At 65.3% G+C, this 16,488-nt stretch carries 14 protein-coding genes; 2 read left to right on the top strand and 12 right to left on the bottom strand.

What is annotated here, in order from left to right:
* Positions 1-44 precede the first annotated feature (44 nt).
* From QCE62_RS19170 to QCE62_RS19150, 5 genes are all read right to left on the bottom strand, one after another.
* Positions 45-1,070, bottom strand: coding sequence for a fatty acid desaturase (locus tag QCE62_RS19170; protein WP_309921774.1), 1,026 nt, complete (start codon positions 1,068-1,070; stop codon positions 45-47).
* A gap of 176 nt (positions 1,071-1,246) precedes the next feature.
* A complete protein-coding gene (locus tag QCE62_RS19165) occupies positions 1,247-2,578 on the bottom strand; it encodes an LLM class flavin-dependent oxidoreductase (RefSeq protein ID WP_309921772.1) in 1,332 nt (443 codons plus the stop codon).
* Positions 2,579-2,698: 120 nt separating this feature from the next.
* A complete protein-coding gene (locus QCE62_RS19160; protein WP_309921769.1) occupies positions 2,699-3,307 on the bottom strand; it encodes a cytochrome c in 609 nt (202 codons plus the stop codon).
* Positions 3,300-4,616 carry a sulfite dehydrogenase gene (gene soxC / locus QCE62_RS19155; protein WP_309921766.1) on the bottom strand — a complete coding sequence of 439 codons (1,317 nt, stop codon included), beginning with the start codon at positions 4,614-4,616 and terminating at the stop codon, positions 3,300-3,302. The genes QCE62_RS19160 and soxC overlap by 8 nt, the downstream gene beginning before the upstream one ends.
* Positions 4,617-4,779: 163 nt before the next feature.
* The gene (locus QCE62_RS19150; protein ID WP_309921762.1) at positions 4,780-6,138 is read right to left on the bottom strand and encodes an LLM class flavin-dependent oxidoreductase; all 1,359 of its coding nucleotides are present in this window, start codon (positions 6,136-6,138) and stop codon (positions 4,780-4,782) included.
* A 226-nt stretch (positions 6,139-6,364) separates the two neighbouring features.
* Between QCE62_RS19150 and QCE62_RS19145 the strand changes: the two genes are divergently transcribed.
* A complete protein-coding gene (locus QCE62_RS19145; protein WP_309921760.1) occupies positions 6,365-7,192 on the top strand; it encodes a MetQ/NlpA family lipoprotein in 828 nt (275 codons plus the stop codon).
* Positions 7,193-7,239: 47 nt separating this feature from the next.
* On the opposite strand, the gene QCE62_RS19140 is transcribed toward QCE62_RS19145, so the two are convergent.
* The 3 genes from QCE62_RS19140 to QCE62_RS19130 form a co-directional block, all read right to left on the bottom strand.
* Positions 7,240-8,688, bottom strand: a complete 1,449-nt coding sequence (locus QCE62_RS19140; protein WP_309921757.1) for an aldehyde dehydrogenase family protein — start codon at positions 8,686-8,688, stop codon at positions 7,240-7,242.
* Positions 8,689-8,706: 18 nt separating this feature from the next.
* Positions 8,707-9,798 carry a tartrate dehydrogenase gene (locus QCE62_RS19135; protein WP_309921754.1) on the bottom strand — a complete coding sequence of 364 codons (1,092 nt, stop codon included), beginning with the start codon at positions 9,796-9,798 and terminating at the stop codon, positions 8,707-8,709.
* Between the two features lie 95 nt (positions 9,799-9,893).
* Positions 9,894-10,829 carry a LysR family transcriptional regulator gene (locus QCE62_RS19130; RefSeq protein WP_309921752.1) on the bottom strand — a complete coding sequence of 312 codons (936 nt, stop codon included), beginning with the start codon at positions 10,827-10,829 and terminating at the stop codon, positions 9,894-9,896.
* A gap of 153 nt (positions 10,830-10,982) precedes the next feature.
* Here QCE62_RS19130 and QCE62_RS19125 point away from each other — a divergent pair, with 153 nt between their 5' ends.
* Positions 10,983-11,867, top strand: coding sequence for an NAD(P)-dependent oxidoreductase (locus tag QCE62_RS19125; RefSeq protein ID WP_309921749.1), 885 nt, complete (start codon positions 10,983-10,985; stop codon positions 11,865-11,867).
* A 14-nt stretch (positions 11,868-11,881) separates the two neighbouring features.
* Here QCE62_RS19125 and QCE62_RS19120 read toward each other — a convergent pair whose 3' ends face one another.
* The 4 genes from QCE62_RS19120 to QCE62_RS19105 form a co-directional block, all read right to left on the bottom strand.
* On the bottom strand, positions 11,882-12,865 hold the full coding sequence (locus QCE62_RS19120; protein WP_309921746.1) for an SMP-30/gluconolactonase/LRE family protein: 984 nt from the start codon (positions 12,863-12,865) through the stop codon (positions 11,882-11,884).
* 34 nt (positions 12,866-12,899) lie between these two features.
* Positions 12,900-14,195 carry an MFS transporter gene (locus tag QCE62_RS19115; protein ID WP_309921744.1) on the bottom strand — a complete coding sequence of 432 codons (1,296 nt, stop codon included), beginning with the start codon at positions 14,193-14,195 and terminating at the stop codon, positions 12,900-12,902.
* A gap of 78 nt (positions 14,196-14,273) precedes the next feature.
* Positions 14,274-15,230, bottom strand: a complete 957-nt coding sequence (locus tag QCE62_RS19110) for a hydroxymethylglutaryl-CoA lyase (RefSeq protein WP_309921742.1) — start codon at positions 15,228-15,230, stop codon at positions 14,274-14,276.
* A 116-nt stretch (positions 15,231-15,346) separates the two neighbouring features.
* Positions 15,347-16,480 carry a LysR family transcriptional regulator gene (locus QCE62_RS19105; protein WP_309921740.1) on the bottom strand — a complete coding sequence of 378 codons (1,134 nt, stop codon included), beginning with the start codon at positions 16,478-16,480 and terminating at the stop codon, positions 15,347-15,349.
* Between the last annotated feature and the right edge of the window lie 8 nt (positions 16,481-16,488).

The raw sequence follows: 16,488 nt of genomic DNA, 5'->3' as shown, positions 1-16,488 counted from the left end.
ATGGCAGAAGCCAGACAGCAACCAAGCAGTAAGCAATAGTATCCTCACGCAACCACCTGCTCATCCTCAACGCGTTTTTCCGCAGCAGGTCCTTGAATCGCACAACAGTCCCCCGCACTCGCGAACCCCGGGTGCACAGGCGCATCAGTCTCGTTCCACGCATAGCGTTTCAGCAACTCCCAATACCCGCCATGGATCACGAACGCGCCGTTTCTCGCAGCGTAAGCATTGCGGCGCATCCGGTACACGCGCGGCAGGTGATACCACGGCAAATGCGGAAGATCGTGATGCACGAGATGATAGTTGTTGTTCAGATAGAGCAGCCGCATGACCCATCCCGCTTCGTTGATGGCGATGCGGTGTTTCGGCTCCGGGTCCGCACGGTGCTCATAGAGCGACCGGATCATGGCCAGGGAAAGCGCAGGCCATGTCACGACCAGCAGGTAATACCACCATGCGATGCCTTCGAACCGTTGCAGCCAGAAGAGCAGCGCCGCCACGACGACGGCATGCACCGCCCAGACCCGTGCGTAACGCCATTCGCCGTGGCGCCAGTCATCGAACGTTGCCTTCAGCATCGAGAAGACACTGAGCGGCGGCCCGACCAGAAGCCGGCCGATAAAAGTCTTCCGTGCCCGCCACAAATCGCGTTGCAGCGGCGACGCCGCGCCCCATTGTTCGCGCAGCACGTAATTGCTTTCCGGATCGAGACCGGGCGCGGTCAGCCGGGCATCGCGATGATGCGCAAGATGCGTGTCGCGATAGATCCGGTAGGGATACCAGACCGACAAGGGAACACTGCCGAGCAACTGGTTGATGCGTACGGAGCGCGTCGGATGTCCATGCAGCAGTTCATGCTGGAGCGACATATGCCACGCACAAAGCAGGATCAGCAACGGCGTGCCCACGACCAGCGGCAAGCGCCCTGCGTGCACCGCGAGAACGACCGCGAGCCAGCCGCCGTGGATGACCGCGATCAGAATCCAGGTCGGCCACTCCGTGCGTTCGGTAAAGGTCCTGCTCAGCGCGGCCACTTCCTTGACTTGCGTCTTGTCGATATAGGCGGTCATTTCGCTCGTCCGCAATGCTTTGATCACGGGACGTAATCTAGGCCGCGACAATGAGCGAAGAGTTACGACAGGATTTGCCGCGCCAGGACGACGTAATTCACCGCTAAGTGGCGCGGATCACACTCCTCTCATACGGCGGGCTGGCCGCCGTGAGTGTCTCGCAGGACGCGAAGAACTTACTCGCGCTCGAAGAAGCGGTTGCCCGGCCTCGGCAAGCCGAGATGCTCCCGCAACGTCGTGCCTTCGTAGACGCGTCGGAAGAGGCCGCGCCGTTGCAACTCGGGCACCACCTTCCCGACGAAATCATCGAGCCCTTCGGGCAGGAACGGGAACATCACATTGAATCCGTCGCTGCCCTCCTCGACGAGCCATTGCTCCATCTCGTCGGCGATCTCCTGCGCGGTTCCCACCATCTGCAAGCCGGAATAGCCGCCGACACGCTGCGCCAGTTGCCGGACGGTAAGTCCTTCCGTGCGCGCCATCTCGATCACGCGTTCACGCGCGCTCTTGCTCGCGTTGGTCTCGGGAATGTCGGGCAGCGGGCCATCGGGATCGAAGGACGAGACATCGTGGCCTAGCGCAATCGACAATGAAGCGAAGCCGCTGTCGTCGTGCACGAAGGTGTCGAGCAAGGCGCGCTTCTCCTGCGCTTCGTCGCGTGAATCGCCCACGACGACGAACGCGCCGGGCAATATCTTCAGATGCTCGCGCGCGCGGCCGGCGCGTTCCATGCGGCCTTTGACATCGGCATAGAAGCGCCTGGCCGCTGCGAGATTCGGCTGCGCGGTAAACACCGCATCCGCCGTTTCGGCGGCAAGCTGCCTGCCCGCCTCCGACGACCCCGCCTGCACCACCACCGGCCAGCCCTGCACCGGCCGCGCGATGTTCAACGGCCCGCGCACCGACAGATACGGCCCCTTGTGGTCGAGCACGTGCAGCTTGTCCGGATCGAAGAAGAGGCCGCTGGCGGTGTCGCGCACGAAGGCGTCGTCGGCCCAGCTGTCCCACAAACCCGTCACGACATCGTAGAACTCGCGCGCGCGTCGGTAGCGCTCGTCGTGCTCCATGTGGTCTTCGCGGCCGAAGTTTCGTGCGGCATCCGGATTCGACGTGGTGACGAGGTTCCACCCCGCGCGCCCCTCGCTCAGATGATCCAGCGACGCAAAACGCCGTGCAATGTGATACGGCTCGTCGAAGGTGGTCGACGCCGTCGCCACCAGCCCGATGCGTTCCGTCACCGAGGCGAGCGCGGACAGCAACGTGAAGGGCTCGAACGATGTCGCGGTGTGGCTGCGCTTGAGCGCATTCACGGACATGTTGAGCACCGCGAGATGATCGGCCATGAAGAACGCATCGAAGCAGGCTTGCTCGAGCTTCTGGACGAACTGCTTCAGATGCCGGAAGTTGAAGTTGGCATCGGGGTACGCGCCGGGATAGCGCCACGCGCCGGTGTGCAGGCTGACCGGACGCATGAACGCGCCGAGATGAAGTTGGCGGGAGTGTGGCATCGCGTGGATGAATGAAGGAGTGAGGTATCGCGCCAAGTTACTTCAAGTCGCGGAAACACGCTCGATCGCGCCGGGCTTCATGAACCATCGGCGTTCAGGCGCAAGCCGCCGGCATCCTGATCAAAGCCGTCCCGGCCGCGGGTCCGGAACGAATCCATCCCGATTCGGCATGCGGATGGCAGCCAGCGAATGGGCATCGAGACGAGCATCGTCGGGAACGATGCCGTTCTGGTTCAGGATCCACGCGCTCAGCGCATACACCTCGTCCGCGCTCAACGACTGCGGCGCGTTATACGGCATCGCGCGGCGGATGTAGTCGAAGAGGGTCGTCGCGTACGGCCAGTAGCTGCCGACCGTGCGCACCGGCTTCGCACTCGCGAGCGTGCCGCGGCCACCGACCAGCTGGTCGCCAAGCACGCCCTCGCCCTTCGCACCATGGCACGCGGCGCACTTCGTCGCGAAGATCCGGGCGCCGGTCGCCACGTCGCCGCTGCCCGCAGGCAGGCCGTGGCCGTCGGGTGCGACGTCGATGTTCCACGCGGCGATGTCCGCGGCGCTCACCGGGGTGCCGATGGCCTCGATGGCGGCGCGCGGCGTCGCATCGGCCGCCGTGCCATGCGAAGCACGTCCGTCTCGCGACGGACCTGAGCAGGCGGCCAGACAGAGCGCAGTCAGGCCCACCATCATCGGGCGCAAGGAACGCCGGTTTCGAGCGATGTCGCTATGCATTTTTCACGCTGCCATCGGCGCCGATGCGCCATTGCTGGATGCCGTTGTAGTGGTAGTTCGAGTTCAACCCGCGCGCGGCGACCAGCGCCTCGCGGGTGGGCTGCACATACCCGGTCGAATCCGTCGCCCGCGAAAGTATCGCGGCCGGCTCGCCGTTCCACACCCAGCCGAAATGAAAGCGGGTGAGCGCACGATCGCGCACCGGGCCATCGAGCCGCGCCGCTTGCCAGGATCGCCCGCCATCGACGGACACGTCGACCCCGCGGATAGCGCCGCGTCCCGACCACGCCAGTCCTGTGATCGGGTAATAGCCGTGAGTCGTCAGCGCGTGCCCGGGCGATGGCCGTGTGATGACGGATTTCGCGTCCATCTCGAACACGAACTGACGCGCGCGGCCATCGGCCAGCAGGTTCGTGTATTTCGACGTCTCCTCGCGCGTTTCGAGCGGCGCATCGACGAGCTTCAGCCTGCGCAGCCACTTGACGTGCGTGTTGCCTTCGAAGCCCGGGATCAGAAGCCGCAGCGGATAGCCGTTCTCCGGCCGCAGGCGTTCGCCGTTTTGCGCGTACACGACCAGCGCATGATCGAGCACGCGGTCGAGCGGCAGGCTGCGCGTCATGGCCGCAGCATCCGAGCCTTCCGCGAGAATCCAGCGCGGTTCCTGACCATCGTTCGTCACGAGGCCGCCGGCGGCCTCGATCAACGTCGAAAGCCGGACGCCGGTCCACTCGCAGCACGACAGAAGACCATGCGTGAGCTGCACGGGCAAGCCGCTCGGCCCTTTCCATTCGCTCGCGGTGTTGCCCGAACATTCGAGAAAGTGCACGCGAGATTCGGAAGGCAGGCGCAGCACGTCGTCCATCGTGAACAGCTTCGGCTCACGCACGAGACCATGGATCACGAGCCGGTGCTGATCCGGATCGATATCCGGTACGCCGGCATGATGGCGCTCATAGACGAGTCCGTTCGGCGTGATCGCGCCATGCAGATCGGCCAGCGGCGTCAGCGACGAAGCCGCGCCCGGCACCGGCCATGCACGCGCCGCGCGGCGCACGACGCCTGATTCGTGCGGCGACGGCTGGCCATACGGATGGTCGAGAATCGGAGCGCCGGGTACGCGCGTCCAGGGCTCGACGCCGAGCGGCTGCAAGAGTGTGGAAGCGGCCTTCGCGTGCGGCGTCACGACTGCCGACAGCGCGAGACCGCCCAGCAGCCGTCGTCGCGGCGAAGCAGGCGATTGCGGGTTGGCCTTCGCGGAGTCGCGCGACCGGTTTGCGGAGAACGATGAGAAACGCGGGATTTTCGGCATGCTCGATCAGTCAGATGTCCGGTCATGCGTCGCTTTTTCACGAGGCACGATCGGGATTGCAACTATGCTGACGACGGCGATTGCGCAGGGGTCCTGGCGCCGCAAGAGCCGCGTCGAAATGCGTCGCACGATGTGCCATGACCGCCTGGAAACGCTCGCCGATTCAGCGGAAGCTCGCGCCCACATGCGGCGCTTGCAGACAAGGGCCCGCGCCCAGCAGCTTCTCGCGCAGCGTGCCTTCGGAATAGGCGGTCTTGTAAGCCCCGCGCCGCTGAAGCTCGGGCACGAGATACTCGACGACATCGTGGAAGGTGCGCGGCGACTCCACCCACGCGAGATTGAACCCATCGATTCCGGTGTCTTCCATCAGCGACTGCAATTCATCGGCGACTTGCGCGGCGTCGCCGACCACCACGGCGCCTCTTCCGCCGATGCTCACGAACTCCACGGCATCGCGCACGGTCCATTCGCGTTCCGGATCGAGCTTGCTGAAGGAAGCAAGCGCCGACTGGCCGGCGTCCGTATCGACATAGCTCAGGGTGTCGTCCGGCCGGTAGCGCGACAGGTCGATCCCCGTCCAGCCCGAAAGCAACGCGATCGCCCCGTCATAGCTCGCCCGTTGCCGGTACGCTTCGTAGCGTTCCTGCGCCCGCTCGGCGGTCTCGTCGACGATCACGGTCAGCATCGCGAAAAGCTGCGCGCTGTGGGGCGCGCGTCCTGCCTGTTCCAGCGCCGCACGCATCGCGCGGGCCGAAGTGCGCAGGCCATTGCGCGTCGGCGCCCCGAGAAAGATGCACTCGGCGTGGCGTGCGGCGAAGCGCGTGCCGCGCGCCGAGCCACCGGCCTGGAACAGCAAGGGCGTGCGTTGCGGCGACGGTTCGCACTGGAAGATCCCTTCGCTCTCGAAGTAACGGCCCTTGTGCGCGATCGGGCGCACCCGTTCGGGATCGGCATACACACCGCGTTGCCGGTCGCGCCTGAGCGCGCCCTCCTGCCAGCTTCCTTCCCAAAGCTGATAGCAAACCTCCAGGAACTCGTCGGCGCGATCGTAGCGCTCATCGTGGGCGCGCAGTTCCGTCTGACCGAGACTGCGCGCGCCGCTTTGCAGGTAAGACGTCACGACGTTCCAGGCCACCCTGCCGCGAGTCAGATGATCGAGCGTCGTGAAGCGCCGCGCGAGCAGATAGGGCGTCTCGTAAGCGACGGACACCGTGACGCCGAAGCCGAGATGTCGCGTTGCGTGCGCCATCAGCGGAATCAGTGGAACGGGATCGTTCATCGGCACTTGCGCGGCGGTACGGAGCGCCGCCGCGGGGCTGGCGCCGAACACGTCGTAGATGCCGGTGACGTCGCCGAGGAACAGACCGTCGAACAGGCCCTGCTCGAGCACCTTCGCGAGATCGACCCAGTAGTCCGTGTCGAGATAGCCGACCGAGCGGTCGTCGGGCGCCGTCCACTGACCGGGCGCGAGATGCCCGACGCAATTCATCATGAAGGCATTCAGGCGGATGTGGCGAGGCATGGCGGAGCGGATGGCTTGACGTGACAACCTGCGATTCTAGAGTTCGCCACGCGCGCTCTTAAACGCGCATTTGTCACACGCTTTTCAGGGCGCACATGGAAAGGAAAGCACGAGCGCCGATATAGCCCGCCGCGCGTGATGCGCGATATCCATAGCGCTCGAAGTTATTTGCGACCCCCTGCGCGCCGCACTAGGATCACGTCTTTTCCACTGACTACGCTCCGCTATGAAGATCACCCCGCCGATGAAGTCCGCCTTGCTCCCGATTCTCCTTGCCTGGGGCGTGGCCTGTGTACAGCCGGTGCAGGCAGCGGGCCAGACGGTTCGAGTCGGCATCATGTCGGGCGAGGACGAAGACGTCTGGCGCACGGTCGCGGCCAATGCGGCAAAGCAAGGCATCACGGTGAAGATCACGACCTTTGCCGACTACACCCAGCCCAACGAGGCGCTCGCCCAGCACGACCTCGACGCCAATTCATTCCAGCACAAGCCGTATCTCGATGCGCAGATCCAGGCGCGCCACTACGACATCGTGCCGGTCGGATTCACCTATGTGCAGCCGATCGGACTCTATTCGCGCAAGGTGAAATCGGTGGCGGAGCTGCCGCAGAACGCAGCCATCGGCGTGCCGAACGACCCGAGCAATGAAGGCCGCGCGCTGTTGCTGTTGCAGGCCAATGGCGTCATCAAGCTGCGTGACAAAGTCGGCCTGCTGCCGACCGCACGCGATATCGCCAGCAATCCGAAGCACGTGCAGATCAAGGAGCTCGACGCAGGCATCGTCGGACGCGCCATCGGCGACCTCGATGCCGCCGTGGTCAACACCGACTGGGCCATCAAGGCCGGCATCAGGATTCCGCAGGAACGTATTGCGCAGGAGAGCGTGCCGGGCAATCCGTATCGCAATTTCATTGCCGTGAACGCGAAGGATGCGAAGGCGCCGTGGGTGAAAACGGTGGTGGACAGCTATCAGCAAGCCGATGTCGCCTCGACCATTCTGAAGGTCTATCACGGGGCCACGCTGCCTGCGTGGGAGGGCGCGCCGCAGAAGTGAGGCTGCGAGGGCGCGCGGTCGACCTCGCGCTAAAGGTTACGCGCTCTTCACCCGTGCCTGATCGCCACCGTTTTCAGGTTGGTGAACCCGAACAGCGCCTCGAAGCCCTTCTCGCGCCCATGCCCGCTCGATTTCACGCCGCCGAACGGCAATTCCACGCCGCCGCCTGCGCCATAGTTGTTGATGAACACCTGTCCCGCCTGCAGCTTCCGCGCGAGACGCAGGCCACGTGAGGCGTCCTGCGTCCATACGCCCGCGACCAGACCGTATTCGGTGCCATTGGCCAGCCGCACGGCATCGGCTTCGGTATCGAAAGGCATGGCGGCGAGCACCGGGCCGAAGACTTCTTCCTGTGCGAGACGGCTGTCCGGCGGGACGTCGCGGAACAACACCGCCGGCTGATAGAAGCCGTCATGCGATGCCTCCGCCGCAATCCTGCCGCGCGCGGCGACGCGAATCCCCTCGGCCTCCGCGGCCTCGACGAAGGCACGCACACGCGCATGCTGCTTCGCGTTGACGAGCGGCCCCATGTCGAGGTCCATCGAGGGCGGACCGGCGCGCATCGCGGAGAAGCGTTCGCTCAGTCGTTCGATCACTTGCTCATAGACGCCGCGCTGAACCAGCAGACGGCTCCCCGCCGAACAGGTCTGCCCCGCGTTCTGCACGATCGCGTTCAGGATGACAGGCAGTGCCGCATCGAGATCGGCGTCGTCGAAGACGAGTTGCGGCGACTTGCCGCCGAGCTCCAGCACGACCGGACAATGACGCGCCGCCGCCGCTTGTGCAACGAGCGCGCCGGTCACCGTCGAACCGGTGAACGAGATATGGCGGATCCCCGGATGCGCCGATAACGCCGCCCCCGCTTCGCTGCCGAGCCCCGTCACCACGTTGACCGCACCCGCCGGCAGTCCGGCCTCGGCGGCGATTTCGGCGAGACGCAGGATCGACAGGCTCGCGTCCTCGGCGGGCTTGACCACGCAGGCATTGCCCGCCGCCAGCGAGGCGCCCACGCTGCGCCCGAAAATCTGCATCGGGTAATTCCACGGAATGATGTGGCCCGTCACGCCGATCGGCTCGCGCACCGTCAGCACCGTGAAGCCGGTGGTGTACGGCAGGGTTTCGCCGTGCAGCTTGTCGACGCAACCCGCGTAGTAACGCAGATAGCGCACCAGCACGGCGGCGTCGCTGCGCGCGGTCTTGCGCGCCTTGCCGGTGTCGCGCGCTTCGAGCTGCGCGAGTTCATCGGCGTGCCGGGCGACGGCGTCCGCATAGGCGAACAGCAGGTCGCTGCGTTCGACCGGCGACAGCCGCGACCACGGGCCGTCGAGCGCGTCGCCCATGGCGTATTGCGCAGCGGCGACCGCGCGTTCGATGTCGTGCGCATCGCCGCGTGCGATGGCGGCGAATGCTTCACCCGTGCTCGGATCGATCACGTCGAGCGTTGCGCCGGTTTCCGGCATGACGGGTGTGTTGCCGATGTAGTGCCGATATTCCATGACCTGGCTCCAGTTCGCTCAAGCCTTGCCGACCGCTTCCGCGACGGCGCTGCCCAGTTGCACGGTGGTCGAAGCGCCGCCCATGTCGGGCGTGCGCGGACCGGCTTCGAGAACGCTTTCGATGGCGCTGACGATGGCCTGCGCCGCCTGTTCATGACGCGCGTCGCCGCGGCCGAGGTGTTGCAGCATCAGCGCGGCCGACCAGATCTGCCCGATCGGATTGGCGATGCCGCGCCCCGCGATATCCGGCGCGGAACCATGCACCGGCTCGAACAGCGAAGGAAAGCGCCGCTCGGGGTTCAGGTTCGCGGACGGCGCGATGCCGATGGTGCCCGTACACGCCGGCCCGAGATCCGAAAGAATGTCGCCGAACAGGTTGGAAGCCACGACCACGTCGAAACGATCGGGATGCTGCACGAAGTGCGCGCACAGAATGTCGATGTGAAACTTGTTGGTCTTGATATCCGGATAGCGCTTCGACGCTTCCGCCAGGCGTTCGTCCCAGTACGGCATGGTGATCGAGATGCCGTTCGACTTGGTGGCTGCCGTGAGCTGCTTGCGCGGCCGGGTGCGCGCGAGTTCGAACGCATAGTTGAGGATGCGGTCCACGCCGGTGCGCGTGAACACGGATTCCTGCACCGCGAATTCGCGTTCGGTGCCGGGAAACATGCGTCCGCCGACGGACGAATACTCGCCTTCGGTGTTCTCGCGCACGACCAGGAAGTCGATGTCGCCGGGTTTGCGGCCCGCGAGCGGCGCGGGGATGCCGGGCATCAGCCGCACGGGGCGCAGGTTCACGTATTGATCGAATTCACGGCGGATCTTGATGACCGATTCCCACACCGCGGTATGGTCGGGTACGACATCGGGCGTGCCTACCGCGCCGAAGAAAATCGCGTCGTGCCGGCCGACCTGCTTGTCCCAGTCGGCGGGCATCATCGTGCCGTGGCGCAGGTAGTGTTCGGTGCACCAGTCGCCGAACTCTTCGAACTTGAGCGCGATGTCGAAGCGGTCCGCCGCCGCGCGCAGCACGCGCAATCCTTCGGGCATCACCTCCTTGCCGATCCCGTCGCCCGCGATGACCGCTATGTTGTGTACGGCGTTCGCCATCTTTCCTGTCTCCTGTCGATCGTGTCCGGTGTCCGCCAATCTACCGAAGGGCCGCCAACGGCGGAAGTGCGAATGCCGGAACGGGCCCTTCGAATTCATGCAAGATGCAGCGCGTCGTCACGGGACATCTCCGGCATGACCGACACCGGCTTCGAGGCGAACGCACTCAGGAAGTCGAAGAGCTTTTGCGTCGGCAGCGGCGCGGCGCCGGCGCGCATCGCGACCGACATCATGCGCGCCGCCCACGGATGATTCAGGCGCACAGAGCGCAGGCGCATCGGTTCGAGAAACAGGCCGACCGCGCCTTCCGGCAGAATGCCGATGCCCTGCCCGCTCGCGATCAGCCGGCACATCGCCTCGAAACTCTGCACCTGCACGCGAAAGCGGATCGACCTGCCGAGTGCAGCGGCTTCGCGCACCAATGAACGCGTGATCTCGGACTTGTCATCGAGGGCGACGAGATCGTGATCGAACAACGCAGCGAAGTCCACCGACGGCCCGCGCAGCGCGTGATCCTGCGGCACCAGCACGCTGATGCGATCGCTGCAATATGGCGCGAGCCGGAGCCCTTCGACAGGCTGCTGCGTCGTCACCACGCCGATATCGGCGCGGCCATCGCGCAGCGCCTGCAGGATATCGACGCTGCGCATCTCGCTGATATGCAGGCCGATGTCGCCGTAGCGCCCGGAGAATGCACGCAGTTGCTCGGGCAACTGCTGGGCGATCGCCGAGATATTCGCGTACACGCGCACGCGTCCGACCGCGCCGAGCGCATAGTCGGCCATTTCGCTGTGGATCGCATCGGTGCGGACCAGCAGATCGGTGGCATGGCGCGCCAGCGCTTCACCCGCCGGCGTGGGCTCGACGCCCGCCGACGAGCGGTTCAGCAGCGTCACCCGGAAATGATGTTCCAGCAAGGCGATGCGCCGGCTCGCCGTGGACAGCGACATATGCGACTGCTGCGCGGCGCGCGACAGGCTTCCGGTTGCCACTGCGCGCCCGAACAGCGCGAGTGAGGTGAGATCGAACATGCCGGGGCTTCCAGGAAAGAGGATGGTTTCGAGTTCTTCGAAGAGACGATTTCATGAATTCGCATTCACAGCATCGCCGCGGGGCGTTAGATTGCACACTATCGCGCGCGTGACAGGCAAGCGCGCGCGGCCACTCCATGCAACGGGACAGACATGAAACAACGAATCGGCATGATCGGCATTGGTTTGATGGGCCACGGCATTGCTCGCAACATCATCAGGCATGGCTATCCGCTGACGGTGGTGGAGCATCCGGGCAACCAGCCGCTCGATGAACTGATCGCGGGCGGCGCGAAGACCATCGGTTCGGGCGCGGCGCTGGCGGAGCAGGCCGACATCGTCATCCTGTGCGTTACCGGCTCGCCCGAAGTCGAAGCCGTTCTGACGGGCCCGGACGGCGTGCTGGCAGGGCTCAGGCGCGGCGCCATCGTGATCGACTGTTCCACCGCGGTGCCCGGCTCCACGCTGCGCATGGCCGCGCAGGTCGCGGAAGCGGGCGGCCTGCTCGTCGATGCCCCGATGACGCGCAGCGTCAAGGAAGCCCACGATGGCCGCCTGAATCTGCTGGTCGGTGCGGATGCCGCGACGTTTGAAACGATCCGCCCGCTGCTGGCGTGCTTTGCGGAGAACATCGCGCATGTGGGCGGCACGGGCGCGGGCCACACCATGAAGCTGCTGCACAACTACGTGTCGCTCGGATCGGTTGCGCTGATTTCGGAAGCGGCGGCGTGCGCGAAACGCGCGGGCGTCGCGCCCGAGGTCTTCGCCGATGTGCTCGCCAAAGGCGGCGGAGGCGGCGCGGCGCTGGAACGCGTCAGGCCGTTCCTGCAAAGCGGCGAGACCTCCGGTTTGACCTTTCATATGTCGAATGCGCTGAAGGACCTGAGTTACTACGTCGATATGACGAAGGACATGACCGCCACGCACGCCATTGCCGACTCGGTGAAAGCGACCTATGCGAAAGGCGTCGAACTGGGCGGCGCGCATTGCCCGGTGCTGCGCCTGTCAGACCTGATGGGTGGAGACTCGTTCCTGTAACGCCGGCCGGCCGCTCAGCCGCGCGCCGCGGCGCCAATCAGACCGTCTACCGAAAACTGGTAGACGGCATCGCTGTTGAGCGAACCGAGGTAGGCCGTGCGCTGATCGCCCGAGAACGTGAGGCTCGTCAGGTGCTTGAGGAAGTTGGCCTTCGAGCGATAGAAATGCGTGCGATGAAACGCATCGCGCTGAAAGGCTTCTTCGGCGGTGCGCAGCGATTCCTCGTCGTAGTCTTCGAGAATCACGCGATAGCGGCCCGTCGCCGTGAAGACCTGCACGACGCGGTTCGAGATCGGCGAGGTGATCCATGCGTCACCGGCCGCGTCGAGTTCGAGTCCGTCGGGCCAGATGCCCGACTCGAATTCCGCGACCGTCTGCCGGTTCGACAACTCCAGCCGCTCGTTCACATCGAAGCGGATCATGCGCCGTCCGATGGTCTCGTTCACGTACAGCACGGTGCCCGTCGGATCGAGCCGGCACTCGTTGGTCCAGCCGATATGATCCGCGACGATGCGGCTCGACCCGTCCGTGTCCACCACGGCGATGTAGCCCGTCGCTTCGGCGCGATCGAAGTGATAGCCGGGCGCACTGCAACCGGGCGTCGTGCTGCTCACGCAGATCCAGATGCGGCCGGCTTCATCGAGCAGGACGAAGTTGGTGCTGGGAAGATCGCGGCCATCGACCGAACGGACCAGCGGCTGCACGCGACCGGTGGTATCGACCGACCACACGCCGCCCTCCTCGCCCAGGTTCGCGAAGATGAACGAGCCGTCCGGACGTCGCGCGATGCCGTTCGGGCGCACGCCGTCCGGCAACGCGCCGGGCAGGCCGAGCAGACGGGTGGCGCCGTCCGCGCGCACGTGCGCGATCGCGCCCTTGGCGTCGCTGGTGTAGAGATCGCCTTCATGCCACCACACGCTTTCCGGTCGCGTGAGACCGGAGCCGGACGTGGTGACGGCATCGAGAGACAGTACGGTTTCCTGGCTGAGCGTGTGCATCGTTGCGCCTGAAAAGAATGAGAGATAGTCGGCGTCACTCGGTGACGGGACCGGCATGACCGCGCGACATGCGCCTGCCGAAGAGCATCGCGGCGAGCAGCAGGCCCGACAGCGCGCCGAGCACCGCAAGCACTTGCAGACCGCCATCGAATGTGCCGGTGAGATCCTTGATCTTGCCGATCACATAAGGGTCGATGAAACCGGACAGGTTGCCGACGCAGTTCACCATCGCCATGCTGGCGGCGGCCGCCGTTGCCGGCACCATGTCCGAGACCAGCGCCCAGAACACGACGATCGAGCAGAACGCGCCCGCGCAGGCGGCGGTGATGAGCAGCAGCTTCAGCGTGGCGGTCGCGGCGAGCGTCGAACCGCCCAGACCGATCACGGCGATGGCGAGCGGCGCCAGCACATGGAACGCGCGCTCCTTGCGCACGTCCGAGCGGCGGCCCCATAGCGGCATCGCGATGGCGGCGGCGAGGAACGGCAGCGCGCTCACCACGCCGGTCATTTGCAGGCTCAAGTGAAACGCGTGCACGATCTGCGGCAGGAAGAAACTCATGCCGTAGTTCAATCCGACGATGCCGAAGAACGCCAGACCGAGCGCCCACAGATACGGCGCGACGAGCACGCGGGCATTGCCGTGGCTCGCGACCAGGCGGTTCGAACGCTCGGCCGCGAGCGTGTCGATCAGCCAGCGTTTTTCCTGTGCGCCGAGCCAGGTGGCCTGGTCAGGATTGTCGGTGAAGACGCGCCAGATCACGCAGCCGAGCACCACGGAAGGAATCGCCTCGATCAGGAACATCAGCTGCCAGCCCTTGAGTCCGAACAGTCCGTGCAGCCCGATCAGATACCCCGACACCGGTGCGCCGATGACGCTGGCGACGGGCATCGACACGAGGAAAAACGCCAGCGCCCGCGCCCGATACGCGGCGGGGAACCAGAGCGTCAGGAAGAACATCGCACCGGGACCGAAGCCGGCCTCCGCCGCGCCGAGCAACATGCGCACCGCATAGAAGCTCGTCGGCCCGGTGATGAAGGCCGTCGCGCCCGCGACAATGCCCCACGTGATCATGATGCGCGCGAGCCAGACCCGCGCGCCATAGCGTTCCAGCGCGAGGTTCGACGGAATCTCGAAGAGGAAATACGTCAGGAAGAACAGTCCCGCGCCCAGCCCGAACACGGACGCGGAAAAGCCCAGATCGCGGTTCATCGTGAGCGCGGCAAAGCCGACGTTCACGCGATCCAGAAACGCCGCGACGAAACAGATGAACAGCAGCGGCATGAAACGGCGCGTCACCTTATGCATGGTTGCGCGTTCGAGCGTGTCCATCGCGGTCTCCTGTGCGGACGCACGCGGGCGAACGCCTGCGTGCTGGAAGAGCTTCGGAAAGCGGGAATGGAGGCGCGCTCAGCCCACCGCCGCGCACTGCGCTTCGGTCGAATAGCGGCGCAGACGGTCGCCGGACTTCATCACCTGACCGGGCAGCGTGCGGCCCAGCACGGCTTCGAGCCGGTGCGCGGCGTCGAGCAGCCGATCGAGATCGATACCCGTGCGGATCCCCAGGTGATGCGCCATGTGAACGGCGTCTTCGGTACTGACATTGCCCGTCGCGCCGGGTGCGAACGGACATCCGCCGATCCCGCCCAGCGACGATTCGAACGACGTCACGCCGACGTTCAGCGCTTCCAGCATGTTGGCAAGCGCCATGCCGCGCGTGTTGTGGAGATGCGCGGTGAGCGGAACGGGACCGAAGGCCTGACGCAGACGCAGGATCGTGTCGCGCACGATGGGCGGCGTCGCCATGCCGGTGGTGTCGCCGAGCGTGATGCCCTGGCAGCCCAGTTCGAGGTAATGTCCGGCGATACGCAGGATGGTGTCGCCATCGACTTCGCCTTCGAACGGACAACCGAACGCGACGGCGATCGCGCCTTGCATCGGCATGCCGGCATCGCGCGCGAGTTGCGCCGCCTCGCCGATATTGCCGAGCGACTGCGTGATATCGCAGTTCAGGTTCTTGCCGTTATGGCTTTCCGAGGCCGACACGAAGAACACGACGGAGTCGATCTTGCAGTCGATGGCTCGCTGCACGCCGCGTCGGTTCGGCGTCAGGGCGGCGAGATGCACGCCACGGTCACGCGGGATGGCGTTCACGAGCGCTTCGGCGTCGCGCAGTTGCGGTACTGCACGTGGCGATACGAACGAGGTGATTTCCAGATGGCGCACGCCGGCGTCGATCAGCGCGTTGGCCAGTTCGAGCTTGGTTTCGGTCGGCACGAAGGCCGCTTCGTTCTGCAGGCCGTCGCGCAGGCCGACTTCGGTCATGCGGATGCTTTCGGGATACGGCTGGGATTGCGGGGCGGGCATGCTGTCTCCATCGTCGTCTCTGTCTTTGTGAAGAGCTTAGACGCGCGACGATCGGGCACACGATCTATTTGGCGATTGAGACATGGCGAAACGCGATGGCTGATGCTTCAGCCGCTTCACGTCCCCGCCACCCGCGGCAGCCACGCCTGCGCCGGCGCATCCTGCTCCGCTTCGCCCCGCAGATGTTCCAGCAACTTCCGGCAGGCCGGCGACAGCGCCTCGACTGAACGCACGCACAGGCACAACTGCCGCGCGGCCCATTCGTCCTTGAGCTGGATCACGGCCAGCCCTTCCGATGCATACAGCTTGACCGACTGGTTCGGCATCATCCCGACGCCCAGGCCGGCCTTGATCATCGCGATCATCGCGTCATAGGACGTACACTGAAAACGCAGATTGATCTGCTCATGCGCCTCACGCGCCACTTTGCGCAGCAGCGTATTGGCTGCGCTGCCCGGATGCATGCCCACCTGTTCGTAAGGCAGCGTCTCGGTGAAATACACGCTGCGCTGCTGCGCCAGCGGATGCCCGACCGGCGCGACCAGCACCATCCGGTCCGTGCGATAGGGAAACGTCTCCAGCCCCGCGTCATTTTCCGCCGTGTTGTAGATGCCGATATCCGCCTCATTCGTGCTGACGCGCCGCACCACTTCGGTACTTACGAACTCGTCGAGATCCACGCGCACGAACGGATGCGCCTCGCCGAACGCGCTGAGATCGCGCGGCAGGAACTGCGTGATCGACGACAGGTTTGCTGCAACGCGGACCTGCCCGGACAGCCCGGCCGCAAAGTGCGAGATCTCTTCGGCAAGGTCGTTCGCGTTGCGCAGCAGCAGACGCGCGCCGCGTGCGAGCACGACGCCCGCCGCCGTCGGTTCGACGCCGCGCGCCTTGCGCAGCAGCAGCGGCGTGCCCAGTGCCTGTTCGAGCTCGGAAATACGCTTGCTGAGCGCGGACGTCGCGATGTGCTCGCGCTGCGCCGCTTCGGCGATGGTTCCGGCATCGACCACCGAAACGAACACCTGCAATGAGTAGAGACTCAGACGCATCGTCATATGAGGGAGGATCGAGGGGTCCGCCCATGCTAGGGAGCGCCGCGCAGGCTGTCCAGACGAGATGGCGAGTAAGCAGAAACCCTGATGCTTCACCCGGCATCCACGCGCGGCGTCGCAAAGCGCGATGGAACCGCGAGAAATGGTGATGTCTGAGTCCGCGTCGAATACCGCATCATGAGCGCTCGACGTGAACACGGAGCTTC

It is taken from the genome of Caballeronia sp. LZ033, from assembly GCF_031451265.1.
In the GTDB taxonomy this organism is placed as follows: domain Bacteria; phylum Pseudomonadota; class Gammaproteobacteria; order Burkholderiales; family Burkholderiaceae; genus Caballeronia.
Note: the sequence above shows the minus strand (reverse complement) of the source record. Positions and strands in the feature narration are given on the sequence as shown.